Raw genomic sequence first — 23,329 nt, forward strand, 5'->3', positions numbered from 1 at the left:
GCGGGCGGGCGGGGGGACACACCGCCCCAAGCCCATGCACACCCCCCACAACACCCGGAGCAGAATCGCTTCTGCGCCACTCGTACGAGCGAAGTCCCCGCCCGCCGACGCCCCGCCCGCGCGTACGAAAACTAGCTTCGTCGCCGGAGGTGACCGAACGATGACGGCCTGTGCGATCGAACCCACCGCGGAGACCGGGGACGACGACCCGACGCCGCACGCGCCCTGCGCGATCACGGCGGACGGCACCTACGCCGCACGTCTCGCCCGCGACGGCGATTCCTGGTTCCCGGAGCGCTGGACACTGGACGGCCCCGAGCCGTACGCCGTACCGCTGCCCTCCCACCAGCCGGAGGAGCCCGGCACGGAGGTGCAGCCGATGGCCGACGGGCGGGTCCTGATCCGCCGGCTGTCGCAGGGGCGGCACGCCTTCTCCCTGCTGTACCCGACCGGCCCCGGCACGGGTGAGCTGCCGCTGGGCACGGTCGAGTGCCCGGACGGGGACACCGTCCTGCGGCTGCTGCCCCCGGCGCCGGGCGGGCAGCGGGCGTACGCCGCCGCCGTGGGCCGGCGTTCGACGGCGCTGTGGCTGGTGGCGGGCGGCGCCTTCGGCCCCGAGCACCTCGCCGAGATCCCGGGCCGCTGCTCGGGCGGGGTGTGGCTGGACCGGACCGGCCGCATGCTGGCCCTGGACCGTGAGACGGAGGGCCGCACCAAGACGGTCGTGGTGGACCTGGAGCGGGGCGGCGAGGTGTCCCCGCTGCTCCAGATCACCGCCGGCAGCGACGACCGGCTGCTGCTCGCCGCCCCGGACAGCGGACTGCTCCTGATCAGCTCGGACGCGCCGTCGCCCGGTGAGCCCCGGCTCGGCTGGGGGGTGCTGGGCAGCACCCTGCCGGTGCGTTTCCCCCGGTCGCTGCGGCTCACCGGCCGCGCGCTGACGCCGTTCGCGGTCCAGCCGGGTCAGGTGCTGGTGCCGGAGAACTGTGCGGTGGCCCTGCGCGTCGACGGCCCGTTCGGGAGCTGGGTCGGGGTGTGGCGTCCGGCGGACCGGCGGTTGCGCGAGTTCGCGGCGCCGCGGGGCTGGCTGGCGGGCAGCGGCCTGTGGACGGAGGACGGGGTGCTGCGGCTGCCGTACGCGACGGAGGCGGAGCCCTGCGGGGTCGCGCGGGTGGCGGTGCCGGCCGCGCGCGCGGAACAGCGCCCGGACGACACCGCCGAGGGCGTCCCCGACACCGGCGCCGAGGCGCTGGAACCGGAACCTCCGGAACCTGTCGCACCCCGGCCCGTACCGCTCCAACAGGCGCCCCTGGCACGGCTTGTAACGAAGTAGCGGCGGTCGGCGTGGCCGCCTGGATCCACCCCGAGGTCCGCCGGATAAACTCTCCCGGCTGAAAAAGATCATGTTGACGGGGTGAACACTTCCGATGAGCGACACAAGCACGATGCAGCCGTGGTCCACCGACACGCAGGAGGACACCGGTCACGGCAGGCACCGGGGCCCGGTCTCGTCCCACGACGGCGAGTCCGCTCCCCTCGGCCGGCACCGCAAGCCGGCCGAGGAGAAGGCCGACGCCGCTGTCTGACGGTCACGCCTGTGGGCCCGGTCCGCCGTTCGGCGGGCCGGGCCCACAGCTGTTGTCGTCACCCCTTCCGCCGCGGCGCCCGTACCTCCGTCGCCGCGGACGTCTCCCCCCTCGGGCCCCCTCTGCCCTCGGACGCCGGCCGGTTCAGCGGTGTTCGACGACCGTGTCGGCGAGCACGGGCGCGTCGCCCCGCTCCACGGCACTCACGGCGACCCGGACCGCCCCCTCACCGCGCCACATGCGGATGCGGAGGGTCTCTCCCGGGAAGACCACCCCGGCGAACCGGGTGGCGTAGGCGCGCACCCGCGTCACGTCCCCGTCGAGCAGGGTGTCGACGACCGCCTTGAGGGTCACCCCGTAGGTGCACAGGCCGTGCAGGACGGGCCGGTCGAAGCCGGCCGCCCTCGCGAAGCGGGGGTCGGCGTGCAACGGGTTCCAGTCGCCGGAGAGGCGGTAGAGGAGGGCCTGGTCCTCGCGAAGGTGCCGTTCGACGGTCCGGTCCGGGTCGCCGGCCGGCGGGTCGAGCCGGGCCGAGGGGCCCCGGTCGCCGCCCCAGCCGCCCTCGCCCCGGACGAAGATCCGGGCGTCGCTCGTCCACAGCGGCCCGTTCGCGTCGGTGACCTCGGTGCGCGTGACGAGGACGGCGGCCTCGCCCTTGTCGTGGACGGCGGTGATGCGGTCGGCGGCGGTGGCGGTGCCCTCGGCGGGCAGCGGACGGTGCAGGGTGAGCGACTGGCCGCCGTGCAGGACGCGGGCGAGGTCGACGTCGACGCCGGGCAGGGACAGTGCGCCGATCACGCCGGGTGGGCCGCCGCCCGCGACGGTGGCGAAGCTCGGCAGGACGTGCAGCCGGGACTCCAGCGTGTAGCGCAGTTCGCCGGGGTCGGTGGCGGGGACGCCGGCGCCGATGCCGAGGTGGTAGAGCAGGACGTCCTTGTGGTCCCAGGCGATCCCGCCGGTCCGGGGTGCGGCGGCGAGCGCCTTGGCTGCGTCGATGGGCATGGGGCTCCTGGCGGGTCTCGAGACCTCGGCGCGACCGTCCGCGCCGTCGGCCGCGCCGAGGTCGTCACGGGCGGATCCGGAACGCGTTCCGGTCCGGCGCCCTCTGTATAGCCCGGCGCCCGACAGGCGTGCAGGATGCCGACGGCTCGTCAGTTCGGCGTGCCGGGACATTTGTCCTGCCCGGGTCGGTACAACCGCATCTGTCCTTGGGCCGGGGTGGATGCGTAGCGTCGGAGCGGTGGGCGAGGACCCGTGGAGGGGCGACGAAGCGGGAGCGGGATGCGCGGGAAGCAGTGGGTGGCCTGTCGGTGGCAGGAGCACGTGCGGCACAAGGCCGAGCGCGCCCGCGACCGGGAGGCGATGCGGGAGTGGCGCAGGACGGGTGAGGTGCCGGATCATCCGGGCCCGCCGCCGTCCGGCTACTCCCTGCTGCCGTGGCTGCTGCTCGGCATGGGCGCCTTCTCGAACCTCCTTCAGGGCGAGGCCAACCCGTGGATCGGCGGCCTCGGAGTGCTGACCTTCAACTCCCTCTACGTCTACGTCGTGTTCCGCAGCTTCGTCCGGGAGAAGCGCGAGGCGCTCTCGACACGGCTGGCCCTGGTGCTCATGGCGCTCGTCACCTGCGCTCTGGCGCTCGGCTACGGCGGCAGCTGGCTGAGCTTCTTCCCCCTGCTGGGGCTGGCCGTCGGCGCGAGCACGCGAGGGCCCTGGTTGGGGCCGGTCGGCATCGGACTGGCGCTGGCCGCCGGTGCCGCCGCCGTGTACCGCAACGGCTGGAGCGACGCGGTGAACGTCGCGTACGGCACCCTCCTGTCGACGATGGTGACGGCGGCGATCCTGTCCCTGGCCGAGGCGGTCCGGCAGTTGCGGGCCGCCCGTGAGGAACTGGCCCGGCGGGCGGTCGAGGAGGAGCGGCTGCGGTTCTCCCGCGATCTGCACGACCTGCTCGGGCACACCCTGTCGGTGATCGTGGTGAAGTCGGAGGCGGTCCGGCGGCTCGCGGAGCGCGATCTCGACGCGGCCCTCGCCCAGGTCATGGACATAGAGGCGGTGGGCCGCCAGGCACTGACGGAGATCCGCGAGGCGGTCACCGGGTACCGCGAGGGCAGTCTCGCCACCGAACTGGACCGGGCCCGTTCGGTCCTGACGGCGGCGGGCGTCGAGCCGGTGATCGGCCGGTCGGGCCCTCCGCCGGCCCCGCGGACGGCGGCCCTGCTGGGCTGGGTGGTGCGCGAGGCGGTCACCAACGTGGTCCGCCACAGCGGGGCCGGGCGCTGCGAGATCACCGTGTCGGGCACGGCGGAGCGGGCGCGGCTGACGGTCACCGACGACGGCACGGGTGTGGGCGGCAGGGGTGCGGGCGGTCCCGGCACGGGCGGCTCCGGCGGTGAGGGCGGCTCCGGCCCTGCCCACCGGCCGCTGCGGCAGCCCGGCACCTGGGCGGCGATCGGCGCGGGCGTCCTGGCGGTGGCGGCGGGGGTGACCGTGTACCGGCGGCGCCGGGCGAGGACGTAGGGCCGGGGCGAAGCCGTAGGGCCGGGCGCGGCCCGAGGCGCCGGGCGGGAGGCCGGAGCCGGGCGTGCCCGGCGAGGGGTCGGGCCCGGCGTGCCCTCCCCTCAGAGGCGGGGCACGCCCCGCGGCGGCCAGGCGCCCCGCGGAGGCCGGACACCGTTCTAGAGGCCGGGGCCCGTGCGGCGCAGGACGCGCAGGGAGCCGGTGTCCGAGACCTCCGTGAAGGCGCCGGACTCCAGGGCGCGCAGGTAGACGCGGTAGGGGGCCTGGCCGGTGAACTCGTCGGCCGGGTCCGGGAAGACGTCGTGGATGACGAGCAGGCCGCCCTCGGCGACGTGCGGGGCCCAGCCCTCGTAGTCGGAGCCGGCGTGCTCGTCGGTGTGGCCGCCGTCGACGAAGACCAGGCCGAGGGGCGAGTTCCAGAAGGCGGCGATCTGCGGGGACCGGCCGACCAGTGCCACCACGTGCTCCTCGAGGCCGGCCCGGTGCAGGGTGCGGCGGAAGGCGGGCAGGGTGTCCATCAGACCGATCTCGGGGTCGACGGTCTCCGGGTCGTGGTACTCCCAGCCCGGCTGCTGCTCCTCGCTGCCCCGGTGGTGGTCGAGGGTGAGCGCGGTGACCCCGGCCCGCCGGGCGGCGTCCGCGAGCAGGATCGTCGAACGGCCGCAGTAGGTGCCGACCTCCAGCAGCGGCAGCCCCAGGCCGGACGCCTCCACGGCGGCGGCGTACAGCGCGAGTCCCTCGTCGAGGGGCATGAACCCCTTGGCGGCCTCGAACGCGGCCAGGATCTCGGGCTCGGGTGCCGCGGGCATGGGGGGTCCTTCCGGTCGTGCGTGCGTCTGGGCCCGCCCATGGTGCCGCACCCCCCGTCGGAGGAGCGACGGGGGGTGCGGGGGTGCGGGTCAGGCGGTGACCGTCTCGCCCGGCAGCGCCAGGTCCAGGTCGACCGGGCGTTCGTCGCCGGTGTGGGTCGCGGCGGACGCGAGGGGGCCGTGGCCGCCGGCCCTGGCGGCGAGGACGTAGGAGCCCCGGGCCGGGACGGCGACGGCGTAGCTGCCGTCGGCCTGCGAGAGGGTGGCGCCGGCCTGACGGCCGCGGTGGTCGATGAGGGTGACCTTGGCGTGGGCGACCGGGGCGCCGTCGGCGTCCAGGACCCGGCCCCTGAAGCCCCGCAGGACCGCCTCGGCGTGCGCCAGGTTGGCGTCCTCCTCGCTGCTGGCACGCAGCTGCGGCGTCGCCGCGGGGGTGCGGCGGGGCAGGAACAGGGCAAGGAGCAGGCCCACGGCGACGGCTCCGGTGGCGATCAGGAAGGAGACCCGGAAGCCGTGCATGGTCGGGACGGCCACGCCGCCCACGTCGTTCGCGGTGTTGGCCAGCACCATGCCGATGACGGCGCTGGACACCGACGTGCCGATGGACCGCATCAGGGTGTTGAGGCCGTTGGCGGCGCCCGTCTCCGAGGCCGGGACCGCGCCGACGATCAGCGCGGGGAGCGAGGAGTAGGCGAGGCCGATGCCCGCACCCAGGACGACCGCGATGACGAGGCTCTGCCAGGCGGCGCTCATCAGGCCGAGGCCGGCGCCGTAGCCGATCGCGATGATCAGCAGGCCGAGGATCAGGGTGACCTTGGGGCCGTACTTCGCGGAGAGGCGGGCGTAGACCGGTGCGGTGATCATCATTGTCAGTCCGAGCGGTGCCACCAGGAGGCCGGCGGTGACCATCGACTGGCCGAGGCCGTAGCCGGTGCTCCTGGGCAGCTGGAGGAGCTGGGGCAGGACGAGGGAGACGACGTAGAAGGAGACGCCGACCATGATCGAGGCGAGGTTGGTGAACAGGACCGCCGGGCGGGCGCTGGTGCGCAGGTCGACCAGCGGCGCCTTGACGCGCAGCTCCATCAGGCCCCACAGCAGGAGCACGACGACGGAGGCGGCGAACAGTCCGAGCGTGAGGCCCGAGGACCAGCCCCAGTCGCTGCCCTTGGTGATCGGCAGGAGGAACAGGACGAGGCCGGCGGAGAGGCCGAGCGCGCCCGGCAGGTCGAAGGAGCCCTCGGCGCGGGCCGGGGACTCGGGGACGACGAGCAGGGTGAGGACGATGGCGAGGACGCCGAGACCGGCGGCGCCGTAGAAGAGGGCGTGCCAGTCGGCGTGCTGGGCGACGAGGGCCGCGGCGGGCAGGGCGAGGCCGCCGCCGACGCCGATGGAGGAGCTCATCAGCGCCATCGCCGAGCCGAGCTTCTCGCGGGGCAGCATGTCGCGCATCAGGCCGATGCCGAGCGGTATCGCACCCATCGCGAAGCCCTGGAGGGTACGGCCGACGATCATGGTGAGCAGGTCGCTGGTGACGGCGCTGACCAGGGCGCCGACGACCATCACCGCGAGGCTGAGGATCAGCGTGCGCCGCTTGCCGTACAGGTCGCCGAGACGGCCCATGATCGGCGTGGCGACGGCGCCGGACAGCAGGGTCGAGGTGAGGACCCAGGTGGCGTTGCTGGGGGCGGCGTCCAGCAGCTGCGGCAGGTCCTTGATGACCGGTACCAGCAGGGTCTGCATCACCGCGACGACGATGCCCGCGAAGGCGAGCACCGGGACGACGGCACCGCCCGGCCTGCGTCCGGGCCGGTCGGTCGACGTGTGCGTCATGAAGCGAGGCCTCCAGGCCTGGGAGTGGACGGGTGAACGGCTGAGCCGTGCGGGTACGTGCAACTTGAACCTCGTATGCACGAGCAACTATTCCGATGCTTCGGCACACTAACGAAATCTTGACCTTCTCTTGGGAAAGGAAGACGCGCCCGGCCCGGGGCGGGCGCGAGACCTCGGGCCCAGGTCGATGTCCCGATGCCGGGGTGCGGGGCGGTTGAGACCATGGCACCCATGCCCTCCGCCGCACGCCCAGCCCGCTCCCCCGTCACCCCCCTCCCTGCCGCCCCCGCCCGGCTCGTCGTGGCGCTCGCCTGCGCCGGACAGTTCCTCGTCGTCCTCGACGTCTCCGTGGTCAACGTGGCACTGCCCTCCGTGCGGGCCGAACTGGGCATGAGCGCGGCCGGCCTGCAGTGGGTGGTCAACGCCTACGCCATCGCCTTCGCCGGTTTCCTGCTGCTCGGCGGCCGGGCCGGCGACCTCTACGGCCGCAAGCGGATGTTCCTCGTCGGGCTCGCCCTGTTCACGCTGGCCTCGCTGGCCGGCGGGCTGGCGCGGGACGACTGGCAGCTGCTGCTCGCCCGGGCCGCGCAGGGACTGGGCGCCGCCGTGCTGGCGCCCTCGACACTGACGATCGTCACCGCCGCCGTGCCGGACGGCGCGGCGCGGGCGCGGGCGATCGCCACCTGGACGGCGGTCGGCGCGGGCGGCGGCGCCGCGGGCGGACTCGTCGGCGGGGTGCTGGTCGAACTGCTGTCGTGGCGCTGGGTGCTCCTGATCAACGTGCCGGTCGGCGCGGTCGTCCTCGCCGGCGCCCTCGCCCTGCTCCCCGAGAGCCGTGCCGGGGACCGCCGCCGTCCGGACCTGCCGGGCGCCCTCCTCGTCACGGCGGGTCTGGCCGGCCTCGCGTACGGCATCTCGCGGACGGAGGCCGAGGGGTGGACCGCGGCGGCGGCCCTGGTGCCGCTGGCCGCCGGGCTCGTCCTGATCGCGCTGTTCCTCGCCGTCGAGGCCCGCACGACGGCCCCGCTGATGCCGCTCGGCCTGCTGAGGCGGCGGTCGGTGTCCTCGGCGAACGTGGCGATGCTGCTGTGCGGCTCGGCGATGTTCTCCATGTGGTACTTCATGACGCTGTACGCGCAGAACGTGCTGGGCTACTCCCCGCTGGAGGCCGGCCTGGCGCTGATGCCCAGCTCCCTGGCCGTCGTCCTCGGCTCCAAGCTCGCGCCGCGGCTGATGCGGGGGCACGGGGCGCGCACGGTGGCGGCGCTGGGCGCGCTCACGGCGACGGCCGGCTTCGGCTGGCAGTCGACGATGACCGCCGACGGAGCCTATGTCACCGCGATCATGCTGCCGGGCGTGCTGATGATGCTGGGCGCGGGCCTGTCGGCCACGCCGCTCGCCTCGCTGGCCACGGCCGGGGTGGCGCCGGGTGAGGCGGGACTGGTGTCGGGCCTGGTCAACACCTCCCGCACGATGGGCGGTTCGCTGGGCCTGGCGGTGCTGTCCACGCTGGCGGCGGGACGCACGGCGGGACGGGGGACGCCCGAGGCGCTGACGGCCGGGTACGCGCTGGCGTTCCGTACGGGGGCGGTGGTGCTGCTCGCGGGGGTGGCGCTGATGCTGGTGTGGCTGCCGCGGCGGGTGGAACGGGCGGGGAAGACCGAGCAGCCCGGGCCCGCGGCGCGGCGGGATCCGGCGGAGCAGCCAGGGCGGGACGTCGTGGACGCGGACCCCTCGACCTCGGCGGCCCGGGCCGGTTCGGCGGATTCCGAGGCGTAACGGGAGGGGCGGCGGGGCCCGGAGGGCACCGGAACGACAGGGACGCCGCCCGAGCCCCGTCCGTCCCGCAGCCGCCTTTCGCCTGGCAGTCACCCGCCCCCCGGCGGCCGTCGCCCTTCCCGCGGCCTGCCGGTGGCCTCCCGGCCGCGTCGGGGGCGTCCCGCTAGGGTGGCAGGCGTGTCGTACGTAGGCCCTGACTTCGATCCCCCGCGTCCCCGCCGCTCCCCGCTGCGGCGCACGCTCACCGTGTTGCTCGCCGTGCTCGTGCCGGGCGCGCTGCTCGGCTGGCTGGCGTGGGAGGCGCTGGGCGGGTCGGAGGGGAGCGGACCCGGCCGGGTCACGGCCTCCGGCTCCGGAGGGACCGCCTCGGCCGGCGGTGACCCGGACGACAAGCCGGGCGCCTCGGCCGCGCAGTCCCCGACGGCGTCCGCCCCCGGCGGCGCCGGGAGCCTCGCGGGGAAGGTCGTCGTCATCGACCCGGGACACAATCCCGCCAACTCCACGCACACGGCCGAGATCAGCCGCCGGGTGGACATCGGCACCAACAAGAAGGAGTGCGACACCACCGGCACCGCCACCAACTCCGGTTACAGCGAGGCCGCGTTCACGCTCGACGTGGCGCACCGGCTGCGCGCCCTGCTGGAACAGCGGGGCGCCACCGTGAAGTTGACGCAGGACGCCGACCGGCCCTACGGGCCCTGTATCGACGAGCGGGCCCGGATCGGCAACTCGGCCCGCGCGGACGCCGTCGTGTCGGTGCACGCCGACGGAGCGGGCGCCGGGCAGCGCGGCTTCCACGTGATCCTGCCGGGCGCGGTGCACGAGGGCGTCGCCGACACCCGTGCCCTCGTGGCTCCTTCGCGAAAACTCGGTGAACTGATCGCCGGCGACTTCGCGGACGCCACGGACACCTCGCCCTCCAACTACGTCGGCGACGGCACCGGTCTCGTCACGCGTGAGGACCTGGGCGGTCTCAATCTGTCAACGGTTCCCAAGGTGTTCATCGAGTGCGGGAACATGCGCGACAGCAAGGACGCGGCACTGCTCACCAGCGGCGCCTGGCGGCAGAAGGCGGCGCAGGGGATCTCTGAGGGAATCGTGAGTTTCCTGCGCGGGCGGTGACCGACCCGCTGATCCCCGGGGACAGCCCGATCGTGTGGACGATAGTGTCGTCCACACGATGAGGGGCCACCCCCGCGCTTCCCACCCGGGCCTGAGGGCGACATGGTGACAGCGACGCCTCTACCGATGCGTGTACCGATGACGAGACGACTGACGAAGGACCTGAAGTGAATATCCGCTCCCTCACTCGAGGCGACGGCGTGGTGATCGGAGCAGCGGTATTGCTGTTCATCGCGTCGTTCTTCGATCTCTACTCGATCGACGGGATCCCCGACAGCTACGACCTGCCGAACCTCTGGAACAGCGGGCCGGTGATGTTCAGTGTCGTTCTCGCAGGGATCATCGGCGCCGCACTCATGGTCATCAGCCGGGCACTGCCGCAGGTGCCCAAGGTGGCCGGACTCGACCTCCGTCAGTTCGGCGCGGCCTTCGCAGTCTTCGCCGCGTGGAGCGCGCTCGGCAACATCTTCGACCCCTCCGGCGGTTACGACAACGTCGGCGATACTTCGAACAGCCCCGACGCCGGTACGGGCCTGATCCTGGCCCTCATCGCCGCGCTGCTGCTGGCCGCCGCCGCCGTCGCCACCCCTCTCGTCCCGGCCCTCCAGGGTGCGCTGATCCCGGCCCCGAAGCCGCCGGCGCCGCTGCCCTACGGCGCGCAGCCGCCCGGTGGCTACGGCTACCCGGGTGCGCAGCAGCAGCCGTCGCCGTTCGGCGGGCAGCCGCAGCAGGGTCAGCAGCCGGGCCAGCCGCCGTTCGCGGGCGGTCAGCCGGCTCCGGCGCAGCCGCCGGCCGCCGACTTCTCGCCGTTCTGGTTCGCCGTGCCGGTGCCGCGTCCGCTGTACGCGGAGGACGGCGCGCCCATGCCGATCGCCGAACTGGCTCCGGGCACCTGGTACCTGGCCGTCGAGCAGGGCGCCCAGGGTCTGGTGGCGCAGACCCAGGACGGCCGTCGCGGCGTGCTGCGGGACACCTCCGGCATCCAGCGCGGCTGATTCCGCGCCCGCGTCTCGCGGCCCCTCGTCCTCCGGGCGGGGGGCCGTTGTCGTGCAGTCACCCCTCCGCGGAGTCTGACGTTGCGTCAGGAGGCATGCGTGCGAATCGGGTTGACGACACCGGTGGCGGGGCCGGTCGCCGCGACGACGTCCCCGGAAGGCACAACTCCGAGTCGTGACAGGGCACATGGAGAAGTCGTGAACAGGCCGTGTTTCATCCCGTCACGAACGGCAAGCCGGACTGCATGTCCCCTCGATACCGTAACGGTGCGCATTCGGCAGGCACGGTCATCGCCGTCGTCGCCGACGTGATGGCCTTCATCCTGGGCCTCTGGATCGTCATGTATCTGCTGGACGCCAACCGCGGCAACGAACTCGTGCAGTTCGTGCACGACGTGGCCCGCTGGCTGGCGGGCTGGTCGTACGACCTGTTCACGTTCGACGAGGCGTGGGCGAGGGTCGTGGCGGGCTACGGCCTGGCGGCGGTCGTGTACCTGTTCGTCGGGCACGCGATCGCCAACCGGGTCCGCCACTGACCTCCCGCAGACGTCATCGGCGACCGTCTCAGCCGCAGCAGTCGGGATCCAGTCCCGTCGGCAGGCGGTCGCCGCCGAACACCGCGCAGGTGGCCTCGTGCCCGCCCAGCGCGGCGACCGCGAGCAGCAGCGACCCGGCGGTCCACGTCGTCAACTCCTGCGGCCACAGGGCCGCGTCCTCGAAGACGTACCCCGTCCAGTACAGCCCGGACTCCGGGTCGCGCAGCCGCTGGATCCACTGGAGGATCTCCAGCGCGCGGTCGGACTCGCCCACCGCCCAGAGGGCCAGGGCGAGTTCGGCCGACTCCCCGCCGGTCACCCACGGGTTGGGCACGACGCAGCGCACGCCGAGCCCCGGCACGACGAACTGGTCCCACATCTCCTCGATGCGGACCTTGGCCTCCGTGCCGGTGAGCGCGCCGCCGAGGACCGGGTAGTACCAGTCCATGGAGTAGCGGGTCTTGTCCAGGAACCGCTCCGGGTGCCGGCGGATGGCGTGCCGCAGCGCGCCCGCCGCCAACTCCCAGTCCGGCTGCGGTTCTTCGCGCTGCTCGGCGATGGCCAGGGCGCAGCACAGCGCGTGGTGGACGGAGGAGGAGCCGGTCAGCAGCGCGTCCGCGGCGGGCGTGCCGTCGTCGTCGCGGCGCCAGCCGATCTGCCCGCCGCTCTGCTGGAGCCGCAGCACGTACTCGACCGCCGCGTGGACGACCGGCCACATGCGGTCCAGGAAGGTGTCGTCGCCGGTGGACAGGTAGTGGTGCCAGACGCCGACGGCGACGTAGGCGACGAAGTTCGTCTCCCGGCCGCGGTCGGTGACGTCGGCGAAGTCGCCGTCGGCGTAGGCCGCGTACCAGGAGCCGTCCTCGTTCTGGTGCCGGGCGAGCCACTCGTACGCCCGCTCGGCGGCCTCGTGCTCGCCCGCCGCGTCCAGCGCCATCGCGGCCTCGGTGTGGTCCCACGGGTCGAGGTGGTGCCCGCGGAACCACGGGATCGCGCCGTCCTCCCGCTGTTCGGCCAGGATGCCGCGGACGGTCTCGACGGCCTGCTCGGCGGTCAGGACCCCGGGCAGGACGAGGTGTTCCGTCCGGGGAGTCGTCACTTGGCGTCCACCCGGGGCAGGTGCGGCTTGGTCGCGTACGCCACGAAGCTCTTGCCGATCAGCGGGTTCAGCGCCTGTTCGGCGACCCGGGTCGCCAGCGGCTTCTTCATGATGTCCCAGACCAGCAGCTTGTGGTACGCCCGCACCGGCAGCGCCTTGTCGTTGTCGACGCCGAACGCGCACTTCAGCCACCAGTACGGCGAGTGCAGCGCGTGGGCGTGGTGGCTGCCGTAGGGCCGCAGGCCGGCCTCGCGGATCTTGGCGAGCAGTTCGTCCGCCTTGTAGATGCGGATGTGGCCGCCCTCGACCTCGTGGTAGGCGTCGGACAGGGTCCAGCAGACCTTCTCGGGGCCGTAGCGCGGGACGGTGACGGCGATGCGGCCGCCGGACCGCAGGACCCGCACCATCTCGGCGAGGACGCCTTTGTCGTCGGGGATGTGCTCCATCACCTCGGAGATGATGACGACGTCGAAGGACTCGTCGGGGAAGGGCAGCGCGAGGGCGTCGCCCTCCATCGCGGTGGCGGTGGCACCCTCGGGGGCCTCGCCCGCCTCCTTCATCGCCGCGAACCACTTGGCGACCTCGCGGATCTCCTCGCCGTTCTGGTCCAGCGCCACGACCTGGGCACCGCGCCGGTAACACTCGAAGGCGTGGCGTCCCGCCCCGCAGCCGAGGTCCAGGACACGGTCGCCCGGGGCGAGCGGGAACCGGGAGAAGTCGACGGTCAGCACGTGGCCCTGCTTTCGCGATCGGATGCGACGTCGGCATCGGGGACGACGTCCGCGGAGGGGGATGCGGAGGGGGATACGGAGGCGGAGGGAGAGACGGAGGCGGAGGTACGGGGTGCCGGCCGCGCGCCGGAGGGGCGGGATCGTCCGCCGCCGGCCCGTTCGACGGCCTCGCGGTACCGCTCGACGGTGCCCTCGGCGGCGCGCGCCCAGGTGAACCGCTCCAGCACCCGCCGACGTCCGGCCGCGCCCAGCCGGGCCCGCAGCGCCGGGTCGCCGAGCAGCCGGCCCAGCGCGGTGGCCAGCGCTCCCGCGTCGCCCGGCGGTACGGCCAGGCAGGTCTCCCCGTCGGGTCCGGCGACCTCGGGGGTGGCGCCGCCGGTGGTGGCGACGAGCGGGGTGCCGGTCGCCATGGCCTCCGCGGCCGGCAGCGAGAAGCCCTCGTAGAGGGAGGGCACGCAGGCGACCTCCGCCGAGCGCACCAGGTCGACGAGTTCGGCGTCGGAGATGCCCTTGACGAACTCGATGGCGCCGTCGAGACCGTAGCGCTCCACCGCGGCGGCGACGGGGCCCTCCTGCGGGCGCTTGCCGACGACGACGAGGTGGGCGTCCGGCTGCTCGGTACGGACCTTGGCCAGCGCCTCGACGAGGAAGACCAGGCCCTTGAGCGGCACGTCCGCGCTGGACGTCGTGACGATGCGGCCCGGCACGACGGGCACCGACGGGTCGGGCGCGAACAGGTCGGTGTCGGCGCCGATGTGGACGACGTGGATGCGGTCGTCGCGGACCTTGAGGTGGTCGACGATCTCCTGGCGGGAGGTCCCGGAGACGGTGAGCACGGACGGCAGGCGGCGGGCGACGCGCTTCTGCATGCGGGTGAAGGCGTACCAGCGGCGCACCGAGGCGCGCCGCTTCCAGCCCTCGGCCGCGTCCAGCTCCAACTGCCGGTCGACGGTGATGGGGTGGTGGATGGTGGTGACCAGGGGTGCGCCGACGTCGCCCAACAGGCCGTAGCCGAGGGTCTGGTTGTCGTGCACGACGTCGAACTCGCCGCGGCGGCCCCGCAGGTGGCGGCGGGCGCGCAGGGAGAAGGTCAGCGGTTCGGGGAAACCGCCGGTCCACATCGTCGCCACTTCGAGGGCGTCGATCCAGTCGCGGTACTCGTCGCGCTTCGGGGTGCGGAAGGGGTCGGGCTGACGGTAGAGGTCCAGGCTGGGCAGCTCGGTGAGGGACAGCCGGCCGTCGTGGCCCCCGTCGAGGACCGGGTAGGGCTGGGAGCCGATGACCTCGACGCGGTGGCCGAGCCGGACCAGTTCGCGCGAGAGGTGGCGGACGTAGACGCCCTGGCCGCCGCAGAACGGGTTCCCCTTGTAGGTGAGGAGCGCGATGTCGAGCGGTCGCCCGCCGTCCGCGGCGAGGTCCTGGGACCCCGCCTGACTGGCCTCAGCGGTCACTCCGGGCCCCCTTCTGCCTGCACTGTCCCGCGAGACTACGACGGGACGTTAATCTAGAACAAGTTTCAGACTTGATCGTCCGGGAGGCTCCGAATCTACCGGCAGGTAAGGACACTGTGAGCAGTGGATCAGGTGATTCACGCCACGGCCCGGCGCCCTGTGTCCGCTGAGCGATCCCACGCCCTCACCGACCGTCACGGAACGGGACCCATGCCCGCGCAAGCCAAGGGGGACAAGGTGGACACCAGCGGCCGGCGCCCCTCCGCCGCCCCCCTCACCGAGCGGCAGGAGGCCCGCCGCCGCCGCATCCTGCACACGAGCGCGCGACTGGCGAGCCGGGGCGGGTTCGACGCGGTGCAGATGCGGGAGGTCGCCGAGTCCTCCCAGGTGGCCCTGGGCACGCTCTACCGCTACTTCCCGTCCAAGGTGCACCTGCTGGTCGCCACCATGCAGGACCAGTTGGAGCGCATGCACGGCACGCTGCGGAAGAAGCCCCCGGCGGGCGACACCCCGGCCGCCCGCGTCGCGGAGACCCTGATGCGCGCCTTCCGGGCCCTCCAGCGTGAGCCCCACCTCGCCGACGCGATGGTCCGCGCCCTCACCTTCGCCGACCGCAGCGTCTCGCCCGAGGTCGACCAGGTCTCCCGCCAGACCACCGCGATCATCCTCGACGCGACGGGCCTGACCGATCCCACCCCGCACCAGCTCTCCGCGGTCCGCGTCATCGAACACACCTGGCACTCGGCCCTCATCACCTGGCTCTCGGGCCGCGCCTCCATCGCCCAGGTCCGCATCGACATCGAGACGGCCTGCCGCCTGATCGACGTGCCGGAACCGGGGGCGCGGGAGTAGCACTCCCCCAGGGCCCACCACCGCTCCTCCCGGCGCCCGCCCGTGCTCACAGGCGGCCCTCAGGGCCTTTCCTACGGCCGAGTACAGTGGCCCAGTCGTCATCACACCCGTACGGGGGAAAGCCGGTGCAATTCCGGCGCTGACCCGCAACCGTGAGCCATCCAGAACCACCCCGTGGCCAGCCGGACTGCCCCGGACGGGACGTGACCGGCTCACGTGCGTCGGCGCCGCCGCCGCACGGGCACCGTCGAGGTATGCGGAGCCGAGCCGCCGGGGTGTCCCGCGCCGCCCGGCTCCCTGACAGGGAGAGGCACCCGCCGATCATGAACGTCCGCCGCAGCGCCGCCGTCCTGGCCGCCACCGCAGTGATCGGCGCCGCCACGCCCGCCGTGGCCGCGTCCCCGTCGCCGACCCCGTCCGTGGCGATCCCGTCCGGCCTGTACGGCACCACCGACCCCACGTACGACGGTGTCTGGCGCCAGTCGCTCGCGCTGCTCGCCCAGGACACGGTCGGGGTGAAGCCGGCGGAGAAGGCCGTGGACTGGCTGACCGGCCAGCAGTGCGCGAACGGCTCCTTCGCCGCGTTCCGCGCCGATCCCGCCCGAGCCTGCGACGCCAAGCTGACGGTCGACACCAACAGCACCGCCGCCGCCGTACAGGCCCTCGCGGCTCTCGGCGGTCACGAGGCCGCGGCGGAGAAGGCCGTCGGCTGGCTGAAGTCCGTGCAGAACGCGGACGGCGGCTGGGGGTACGCCCCCGGCGGCGCCAGCGACACCAACTCGACGGCCGTCGTCGTCGGCGCGCTGGCCGCGGCCGGGGAGAAGCCCGCGGAGGTCGTGAAGGGCGGGAAGTCGCCGTACGACGCGCTGGTCCGGCTCGCGCTGCCCTGTGACGACGGCGGCGCCTTCGCCTATCAGCCCGACAAGAAGGGCACGTTGACGGCCAACGCGGACGCGACGGCAGCGGGCGTCCTCGGCGCGCTCGGCGAGGGCCTGGCGGCCGGGGCCGGGAAGAAGGCGGACGACGCCGTCTGCGCCGACGCCGGTTATCCCGGCCCGCGGCAGGCCGCCGCCAACGGTGCCGCCTACCTGGCGAAGGCCGTCGCGAAGAACGGGTACCTGACCTCGGTGCTCCCCGGCGCCGAGAACCAGCCGGACTACGGCAACACCGCCGACGCCGTGGTCGCGCTCGCCGCGCAGGGCGGCGCCGGGCAGGCGGGCAAGCCGCTGGCCTGGCTCCAGCGCAACGGCGCCGCCTGGGCGCAGCAGAGCGGCCCCGCCGCCTACGCCCAACTGGTCCTCGCCGCGCACGCGACGGGCACCGACCCGCGCGCGTTCGGCGGCACGGACCTGGTCGCCGCCCTGAACGCGACGGGTCCGGCCCCGCAGACCACCGGCTCCGCGAAGCAGGACGACGCGAACGAGGCCGACGAGGCGGGGGAGGACTCCGAGGACGGCTTCGGCGTCTGGTGGACCGTCGGCGTCTTCCTCGTCGCCGGTATCGGCATCGGCTTCCTGATCAGCGGCCGCAGGAAGCAGCAGCCGTGATACGCCGTCTCACCGTCCTGCTCGTCGCCGCGCTGTTCCTGGGTCTGGCCGGCACCGGCCCGGCGCAGGCGGCCGGTTACCGCTACTGGTCGTTCTGGGACCGCGACGGCGACCGCTGGGTCTACGCCACCGAGGGCCCCGCCACGGCCCGCCCCTCCGACGGCGCCGTGCAGGGCTTCCGCTTCGCGGTCAGCGAGGACTCGCAGGACGCGTCGCGGCCGCGCGGTACGGCCTTGTTCGCATCGATCTGCGCGCGGACCCCGGAGCGGGACGGCATGAAGCGGGTCGCCCTGGTCCTCGACTTCGGCACCGCCGCGGACGCGCCGTCCGGCGAGAGGCCGCCCGCCGCCCGCACGGCCTGCGCCCGCGTCCCGGACGACGCGACCACGGCCGAGGCCCTCGCCTCGACCGCGAAACCCCTGCGCTACGACGCGAACGCGCTGCTGTGCGCGATCGCGGGCTACCCGCGGAAGGGCTGCGGGGACCAGGTGACGACGGGCGAGGGCGAGCAGCGGGACGACTCCGCTGCGGAGCCGCCGGCTTCGCCGGACTCCCCGTCGTCCGCCGCGGACGGCGGCGGCCCGTCCGTGGGCGTCTACGCGGGCGGTGCGCTGGTCGCCGCCCTGGCCGCGGCGGCGGTGTGGCAGGCCCGGCGGCGCGGGAATGACTGAGGGCTCCCGCCCCGTCGAGAGCGGCACCCGTCCCACCGGGAACCGTCTCCGTCCCACCGGGAACCGCACCCGGCCGACACCGGCGAGCGCACCCGCGCCTCAACTCCACCCCGGCGCCTGGTGGCTGTGGGCCCTCGGTCTGGGCACGGCCGCGACCCGCACCACCAACCCGCTCCTGCTCGCCCTCCTCCTCACCACCTCCGCCCACGTCGTCCTCACCTGCCGTCCCCGCACCCCCTGGTCCCGCTCCTACTCCGCCTTCCTCCACCTCGCCCTGGCCGTCCTCGCCGTCCGTCTCTTCTTCGTCGTGGTCCTCGGTTCCCCCGTCCCCGGCACGCACGTGATCCTGACCCTCCCCGAAATCCCGCTCCCGGACTGGGCGCAGGGCATCCGGCTGGGCGGCAGGGTCACCGCCGAGGGGGTCGTGTTCGCGCTGTACGACGGTCTGCGCCTGGCCACCCTCCTCGTCTGCGTCGGCGCCGCGAACGCCCTGGCGAGCCCCTCCCGTCTCCTGAAGGCCCTCCCCGGTGCCCTGTACGAGGCGGGGGTCGCCGTCGTCGTGGCGCTCACCTTCGCGCCGTACCTCATCGCCGACGTCCAGCGGCTGCGGGCCGCCCGCCGGCTGCGCGGCCGCCCGGACCGGGGCCTGCGCGGCCTGTCCCAGGTGGCGCTCCCGGTCCTGGAGGGCGCCCTGGAACGTTCCGTCGCCCTCGCCGCCGCCATGGACGCCCGCGGCTACGGCCGTACCGCCGACGTCCCGTCCCGCGTCCGCCGTACGACGGCCGTCCTCACCCTGGGCGGCCTGCTCGGCGTCTGCGCGGGGACGTACGGCCTGCTCACCGCGGCGGGCGGCACGTACGGGCTGCCGGTGCTCGTCGTGGGCGTCGCCGCCGCGCTCGCCGGTCTGCGGCTGGGCGGGCGCCGCTCACCGCGCACCCGCTACCGCCCGGACCGCTGGACCCCGCGGGCCTGTCTGGTCGCCGGGTCCGGTGCCGCGGTCGCCGCGCTGCTGACGCTCGCCGCCTCCGCCGACCCGGCGGCCCTGCACCCCGGCGTGATCCCGCTCACGGCGCCCACCCTCCCCCTGTGGCCCGCCGCGGCCGTGCTCGTCGGCCTGCTGCCCACCCTGCTGTCCGCCCCGCTCCCGAAGGAGCCGTCGCCGTGATCCGCTTCGAGAACGTCTCCGTGACGTACGACGGCTGCCCCGAAGCCACCGTGCGGGACGTCGACTTCGAGATCCCGGAAGGGGAACTGGTGCTGCTCGCCGGTCCGTCCGGGGTCGGCAAGTCGACGCTGCTCGGCACGGTCGGCGGTCTCGTCCCGCACTTCACGGGCGGCACCCTGCGCGGCCGGGTGACGGTCGCCGGCCGCGACACCCGCACCCACAAGCCGCGTGAACTCGCCGACGTGGTGGGGACGGTGGGCCAGGACCCGCTGTCCCACTTCGTCACGGACACCGTGGAGGAGGAACTCGCCTACGGCATGGAGTCGTTGGGCCTGCCTCCGGCGGTGATGCGCCGCCGCGTCGAGGAGACCCTCGACCTGCTCGGCCTGGCCGCCCTGCGCGACCGTCCGATCGTCACGCTCTCCGGGGGCCAGCAGCAGCGCGTCGCGATCGGCTCGGTCCTCACCCCGCACCCCCGCGTCCTCGTCCTGGACGAGCCGACCTCCGCGCTCGACCCGGCCGCCGCCGAGGAGGTCCTCGCCGTCCTGCTCCGCCTGGTCCACGACCTCGGCACGACCGTCCTGCTCGCGGAACACCGTCTGGAACGCGTCCTGCAGTACGCCGACCAGGTCGCCCTGCTGCCCGCGCCCGGTGCCGCCCCGGTGCTGGGCACCCCGGCCGAGATCATGGCCGTGTCCCCGGTGTGTCCGCCGGTGGTGGATCTGGGCCGGCTGGCGGGCTGGTCCCCGCTGCCGCTGACCGTCCGCGACGCCCGGCGCATGGCGGGTGACCTGCGCGAACGGCTGGCCGGGCGGGAGCCGGAGCACACCCCGCCCGCCGTCGCCGAGCCACCGCCGCCGCGCCCGGCGCTCCCCCGGTGGCGCCGGCGCACCGCACCCGCCCCGGCCGCGTCCGCGCCCCCGGCGGAGGTCCGTTCCCTCTGCGTGCGCCGCGCCCGGCTGCAGGCGCTGCGCGACGTCGACCTCGCGGTGTCCCCCGGCGAGACCATCGCCCTGATGGGCCGCAACGGCGCCGGCAAGTCCACCCTGCTCAACACTCTCGTGGGCCTGGTCGAGCCGTCCTCCGGCACGGTCCGGACGGGCGGCGCGCTCCCCCACCGCACCGCGCCCCGCGACCTCGTCCGCCGGGTCGGCCTCGTCCCGCAGGAACCCCGCGACCTGCTGTACGCCGACACGGTCGCCGCCGAGTGCGCGGCCGCCGACCGGGACGCGCAGGCCGCCCCCGGCACGTGCCGCGCCCTCGTCCGCGACCTGCTCCCCGGCATCCCCGACGGCACCCATCCCCGCGACCTGTCCGAGGGCCAGCGTCTGACGCTGGCGCTGGCGATCGTGCTGGCCGCCCGTCCGCCGCTGCTCCTGCTCGACGAGCCGACCCGCGGCCTGGACTACGCGGCGAAGACCCGCCTGGTCGGCGTGGTGCGCGAGCTGGCCGCCGCCGGGCACGCGGTAGTGCTGGCCACGCACGACGTGGAGCTGGCGGCGGAGCTGGCCCACCGGGTGGTGCTGCTGGCCGAGGGCGAGGTGATCGCGGACGGTCCGACGGCCGAGGTGATCGTCTCCTCCCCGTCCTTCGCCCCGCAGGTGACGAAGATCCTGGCCCCGCAGGAGTGGCTGACCGTCGCCCAGGTGCGGGAGGCGCTGCGGTGACCGCGACCGGCCGGCCGGCCCCGGCCGGGCAGGCGCGAGCGGTCCGTCTGGGCCCCCGTTCCGTGGCCGCGCTCGGGCTCGTCGGCGCGGTCGGGGTGGTCGCCTTCGCCTGGCCGTTCCTGGCCCCGCCGGCCTCGGCACTGAACGCGCACGCGCAGGACGCCCCCTGGCTGTTCGCGGGGCTGCTGGTCCTGCTGGTCGCGGTGGTGGCGGCGACCATCTCGGAGTCGGGACTCGGTGCGAAGGCGGTCGCGATGCTCGGCGTGCTGGCGGCGACCGGCGCCGCCCTGCGTCCGATCGGGGCCGGTACGGCGGGCATCGAGCCGATGTTCTTCCTGATGGTGCTCAGCGGCCGGGTCCTCGGCCCCGGCTTCGGCTTCGTGCTGGGCTCGGTCACGATGTTCGCGTCCGCCCTGCTCACGGGCGGGGTGGGCCCGTGGATGCCGTTCCAGATGCTGTCCATGGGCTGGTTCACGATGGGCGCCGGCCTGCTGCCGGGCCCGGACCGGCTGCGGGGCCGGGGCGAACTGGCCCTGCTCGCGCTCTACGGCTTCCTGGCCGCCTTCGCCTACGGCACGGCGATGAACATGGCGGGCTGGCCGTTCCTGGGTGAGCTGGCCTCGCGCATCTCCTTCGATCCGGACGCGGCCGTACCGGAGAACCTGGCCCGTTTCCTCGCGTACTGCGCGGCCACCTCGCTGGGCTGGGACCTGGGCCGGGCCGTCGTCACCGTCGTGCTGACCCTGACGCTGGGTCCGCCCGTGCTCAGGGCGCTACGCAGAGCCACCCGGCGCGCGGCCTTCGAGACCGCGGTCACATTCGAGGACCCTCGTCCGGTGAAGCACCCCACATGACCCACATCACCTACTACCTGGCCTAGTGGGATATTTCGGACGCCATGTCCATGCAGATCACTGTCCTGACCTGCACGTTGAGAGCCGGGTCACACGGGCGACCTTCACCCCACATGCGGCCACAACTAGTAAAAGGGGTCATTGCGGACCCCTGCCGAGCCTGTTTCTCTGGAGGACGTCGCACGGCGCCGACGAGCCCCCGGGCCCCCGGCGCCGACGCATGCAGCCCCCCGCCGCACATCACGCGGTGCGGCCACGCACCGCGTGACTCCGGCATGCACCGCGACGCCTCTGCCCCCGAAGGAAAAAGGTTCTCCGTGTCCGTCTCCGTCATCCGCCGCATCGCTTCCCCGAAGAAGGCCCTCACCGCCGCCGCCCTGGCCGCCGCGACCGCCGGCATGGCGCTGTCCGCGGCTCCCGCCCAGGCCTCGACCGTGACCTCCGCCTCCCAGGCCAAGGCGATCGCGCACCAGATGATCCCGGACGCCGCGCAGTTCAACGCGTTCAGCAAGATCGTGCAGCACGAGAGCAACTGGGACGTCGACGCCACCAACTCCTCGTCCGGCGCCTACGGCCTGGTCCAGGCCCTGCCGGGCAACAAGATGGCCTCGGCCGGCTCCGACTGGAAGACCAACGCCAAGACCCAGATCAAGTGGGGTCTCGACTACATGAACTCCCGCTACGGCAGCCCGGCCGGCGCCTGGTCCTTCTGGCAGGCCAACGGCTGGTACTGAGCCACGCCGACCCCGCACGCGTGAGGCGGCGGCCCCCCGATCCCCGGGGGCCGCCGCCTCACGCCTTTCCCGGGACCACCGAGGCCCCGTCGGCAGGGCGATATCCTCGCTCCTTCGTTCGGGTCGGAGTCACCGCCCCGCCGCCCCGACCGTCGAAGGACCGTTCGTGACCCCTGTACCGGCGCCCGGCCGCGATCGGCTGCCCTCGCTGACCGGGCTCCGCTTCTGGGCTGCGCTGCTGGTCGTCCTGTACCACCTGTCCCGGCAGGTGGGCACCGTGCCGGGGCTCAGCGACGCGGTCTGGTACGGCCGCAGCGGGGTGACGTTCTTCTTCGTGCTGTCGGGGGTCGTCCTGGCCTGGACGTACGACGGCGTGCGGGTGCCCGTCCGGATCTTCCTGTGGCGCCGGTTCGCCCGCATCTGGCCGCTGCTCGCCTTCAGCGTGGCGGCGTCCGTCGCCGTGTACGTGCTGATGGACCGTGCCGTGTCCCTCAAGGCGGTGGTCGCGAACCTGCTGCTGGTGCACGCCTGGTTCCCCGAGCCGGTCGTCTTCAAGGGCGGCAACCCCGCGGCCTGGTCGCTCAGCGACGAGGCCTGGTTCTACCTGGTCTTCCCGGTGCTGCTGGCCCTGCTCACGGGCCGCGGGGCGAGGGCCCGGGCGTGGACCGCCGCCGGCGTCGTCTGCGCCACCCTCGTCCTGTGGCCGGCGTTGTCCGGCCTGTCGCCGGTCACCCGCCTGTGGGCGCTCGACTACCTGCCGCTGACGCGCGGCCTGCAGTTCGTGCTGGGCGTGGTGGCGGGGCTCGCGCTGAAGCGCGGCTGGCGTCCTCCCGTGCCCCTGCCCGTGGCCGCCGGACTCGTCGTCGCCTGGCACCTCGCGCTGATCCCCTGGCACCACGCCGTGCCCGACGCCCTCTGGTACAGCCCGTACACGGCCTCCCAGTGGCTCTCGGCGCCGGTCTTCGCGGTCCTCATCTGCGCCGCCGCCCGGGCCGACCTCGACGGCCGCCGCACCGGACTGGGCGGACCGTGGATGATCCGGCTCGGCCACTGGTCGTTCGCCTGGTACCTCATCCATGAGATCGTCCTGCGCACAGCCGTCTTCCACTGGGGCAGGCCCGCCCCCGGCGGCGCCACCCTCCTCTTCTGGGCCGGCGTCCTCCTGGCCAGCCAGGCCGCCGCGGGCGCCGCCTACCACTGGCTGGAGCACCCGGCCGAACGCCGGCTCCGGAGCCGGGTGGGCCGCCCCGCCACGCCCTCCGTCCACCCGCCCGCCGAGGTGGGCGGGCGCTAGGGCGTGTTTCGAAAGTCCCGTCTGCCCGGCGACGCCTGGCACGCACGCTCGCCGCGTTGTCGGGATCGCCCCGATACAACCAGTATCGGG

General features: G+C 74.2%; 21 protein-coding genes and 1 riboswitch. Of the genes, 15 read left to right on the forward strand and 6 right to left on the reverse strand.

The window, feature by feature from the left end:
- Positions 1 to 160: 160 nt before the first annotated feature.
- Positions 161 to 1,333, forward strand: coding sequence for a hypothetical protein (locus AB0N31_RS22230; RefSeq protein WP_366060128.1), 1,173 nt, complete (start codon positions 161 to 163; stop codon positions 1,331 to 1,333).
- A 94-nt stretch (positions 1,334 to 1,427) separates the two neighbouring features.
- Positions 1,428 to 1,586 (forward strand): hypothetical protein, encoded by a 159-nt coding sequence (locus AB0N31_RS22235; RefSeq protein ID WP_366060129.1) that lies wholly within the window; start codon positions 1,428 to 1,430, stop codon positions 1,584 to 1,586.
- A gap of 144 nt (positions 1,587 to 1,730) precedes the next feature.
- Here AB0N31_RS22235 and AB0N31_RS22240 read toward each other — a convergent pair whose 3' ends face one another.
- Positions 1,731 to 2,588, reverse strand: a complete 858-nt coding sequence (locus tag AB0N31_RS22240; RefSeq protein WP_366060130.1) for a MaoC/PaaZ C-terminal domain-containing protein — start codon at positions 2,586 to 2,588, stop codon at positions 1,731 to 1,733.
- Positions 2,589 to 2,948: 360 nt separating this feature from the next.
- Between AB0N31_RS22240 and AB0N31_RS22245 the strand changes: the two genes are divergently transcribed.
- The gene (locus AB0N31_RS22245; RefSeq protein ID WP_366060150.1) at positions 2,949 to 4,103 is read left to right on the forward strand and encodes a histidine kinase; all 1,155 of its coding nucleotides are present in this window, start codon (positions 2,949 to 2,951) and stop codon (positions 4,101 to 4,103) included.
- A 158-nt stretch (positions 4,104 to 4,261) separates the two neighbouring features.
- On the opposite strand, the gene AB0N31_RS22250 is transcribed toward AB0N31_RS22245, so the two are convergent.
- Both AB0N31_RS22250 and AB0N31_RS22255 read right to left on the reverse strand, forming a co-directional pair.
- Positions 4,262 to 4,912, reverse strand: a complete 651-nt coding sequence (locus AB0N31_RS22250; protein ID WP_363087025.1) for a class I SAM-dependent methyltransferase — start codon at positions 4,910 to 4,912, stop codon at positions 4,262 to 4,264.
- A 90-nt stretch (positions 4,913 to 5,002) separates the two neighbouring features.
- Positions 5,003 to 6,742: an MFS transporter gene (locus AB0N31_RS22255; RefSeq protein WP_366060131.1), complete on the reverse strand. Its 1,740-nt coding sequence runs from the start codon at positions 6,740 to 6,742 to the stop codon at positions 5,003 to 5,005.
- A 222-nt stretch (positions 6,743 to 6,964) separates the two neighbouring features.
- Here AB0N31_RS22255 and AB0N31_RS22260 point away from each other — a divergent pair, with 222 nt between their 5' ends.
- The 4 genes from AB0N31_RS22260 to AB0N31_RS22275 all read left to right on the forward strand — a co-directional run bounded on the left by AB0N31_RS22260 (position 6,965) and on the right by AB0N31_RS22275 (position 11,174).
- Complete coding sequence (locus tag AB0N31_RS22260; protein WP_366060132.1) at positions 6,965 to 8,521, forward strand: MFS transporter; 1,557 nt, start codon at positions 6,965 to 6,967, stop codon at positions 8,519 to 8,521.
- Between the two features lie 177 nt (positions 8,522 to 8,698).
- Positions 8,699 to 9,643 carry an N-acetylmuramoyl-L-alanine amidase gene (locus AB0N31_RS22265; RefSeq protein WP_366060133.1) on the forward strand — a complete coding sequence of 315 codons (945 nt, stop codon included), beginning with the start codon at positions 8,699 to 8,701 and terminating at the stop codon, positions 9,641 to 9,643.
- A 167-nt stretch (positions 9,644 to 9,810) separates the two neighbouring features.
- Positions 9,811 to 10,638 (forward strand): DUF5336 domain-containing protein, encoded by an 828-nt coding sequence (locus AB0N31_RS22270; protein ID WP_366060134.1) that lies wholly within the window; start codon positions 9,811 to 9,813, stop codon positions 10,636 to 10,638.
- Positions 10,639 to 10,883: 245 nt separating this feature from the next.
- Positions 10,884 to 11,174 carry a hypothetical protein gene (locus tag AB0N31_RS22275; RefSeq protein WP_366060135.1) on the forward strand — a complete coding sequence of 97 codons (291 nt, stop codon included), beginning with the start codon at positions 10,884 to 10,886 and terminating at the stop codon, positions 11,172 to 11,174.
- Positions 11,175 to 11,202: 28 nt separating this feature from the next.
- Here the strand turns inward: AB0N31_RS22275 and AB0N31_RS22280 are convergent, their stop codons facing one another.
- From AB0N31_RS22280 to AB0N31_RS22290, 3 genes are read right to left on the reverse strand one after another with little or no spacing between them, the layout of a single operon-like run.
- The gene (locus AB0N31_RS22280) at positions 11,203 to 12,273 is read right to left on the reverse strand and encodes a prenyltransferase/squalene oxidase repeat-containing protein (protein WP_366060136.1); all 1,071 of its coding nucleotides are present in this window, start codon (positions 12,271 to 12,273) and stop codon (positions 11,203 to 11,205) included.
- A complete protein-coding gene (locus AB0N31_RS22285; RefSeq protein ID WP_366060137.1) occupies positions 12,270 to 13,004 on the reverse strand; it encodes a class I SAM-dependent methyltransferase in 735 nt (244 codons plus the stop codon). Before AB0N31_RS22285 ends, AB0N31_RS22280 begins: the two co-directional genes overlap by 4 nt.
- Complete coding sequence (locus tag AB0N31_RS22290; protein ID WP_366060138.1) at positions 12,998 to 14,455, reverse strand: glycosyltransferase family 4 protein; 1,458 nt, start codon at positions 14,453 to 14,455, stop codon at positions 12,998 to 13,000. Before AB0N31_RS22290 ends, AB0N31_RS22285 begins: the two co-directional genes overlap by 7 nt.
- 210 nt (positions 14,456 to 14,665) lie before the next feature.
- On the opposite strand from AB0N31_RS22290, the gene AB0N31_RS22295 reads away from it, so the two are divergent.
- From AB0N31_RS22295 to AB0N31_RS22330, 8 genes are all read left to right on the forward strand, one after another.
- Entirely contained in the window at positions 14,666 to 15,307 is a 642-nt protein-coding gene (locus AB0N31_RS22295) for a TetR family transcriptional regulator (protein ID WP_366060139.1), read from the forward strand.
- A 121-nt stretch (positions 15,308 to 15,428) separates the two neighbouring features.
- Positions 15,429 to 15,494: riboswitch (cobalamin riboswitch) on the forward strand.
- A 136-nt stretch (positions 15,495 to 15,630) separates the two neighbouring features.
- Complete coding sequence (locus tag AB0N31_RS22300; protein WP_366060140.1) at positions 15,631 to 16,854, forward strand: prenyltransferase/squalene oxidase repeat-containing protein; 1,224 nt, start codon at positions 15,631 to 15,633, stop codon at positions 16,852 to 16,854.
- Positions 16,851 to 17,525: an SCO2322 family protein gene (locus tag AB0N31_RS22305; RefSeq protein ID WP_366060141.1), complete on the forward strand. Its 675-nt coding sequence runs from the start codon at positions 16,851 to 16,853 to the stop codon at positions 17,523 to 17,525. Before AB0N31_RS22300 ends, AB0N31_RS22305 begins: the two co-directional genes overlap by 4 nt.
- Positions 17,518 to 18,690, forward strand: coding sequence for an energy-coupling factor transporter transmembrane component T (locus AB0N31_RS22310; RefSeq protein ID WP_366060142.1), 1,173 nt, complete (start codon positions 17,518 to 17,520; stop codon positions 18,688 to 18,690). Before AB0N31_RS22305 ends, AB0N31_RS22310 begins: the two co-directional genes overlap by 8 nt.
- Complete coding sequence (locus AB0N31_RS22315; RefSeq protein WP_366060143.1) at positions 18,687 to 20,357, forward strand: ATP-binding cassette domain-containing protein; 1,671 nt, start codon at positions 18,687 to 18,689, stop codon at positions 20,355 to 20,357. The genes AB0N31_RS22310 and AB0N31_RS22315 overlap by 4 nt, the downstream gene beginning before the upstream one ends.
- Positions 20,354 to 21,211 (forward strand): ECF transporter S component, encoded by an 858-nt coding sequence (locus AB0N31_RS22320; RefSeq protein ID WP_366060144.1) that lies wholly within the window; start codon positions 20,354 to 20,356, stop codon positions 21,209 to 21,211. Before AB0N31_RS22315 ends, AB0N31_RS22320 begins: the two co-directional genes overlap by 4 nt.
- A 317-nt stretch (positions 21,212 to 21,528) precedes the next feature.
- Entirely contained in the window at positions 21,529 to 21,945 is a 417-nt protein-coding gene (locus AB0N31_RS22325; RefSeq protein ID WP_366060145.1) for a transglycosylase SLT domain-containing protein, read from the forward strand.
- Between the two features lie 166 nt (positions 21,946 to 22,111).
- Entirely contained in the window at positions 22,112 to 23,239 is a 1,128-nt protein-coding gene (locus AB0N31_RS22330) for an acyltransferase (protein WP_366060146.1), read from the forward strand.
- Positions 23,240 to 23,329: the final 90 nt, after the last annotated feature.

The sequence above is a fragment of the Streptomyces sp. NPDC051051 genome (assembly GCF_040682975.1).
Taxonomy (GTDB): domain Bacteria; phylum Actinomycetota; class Actinomycetes; order Streptomycetales; family Streptomycetaceae; genus Streptomyces.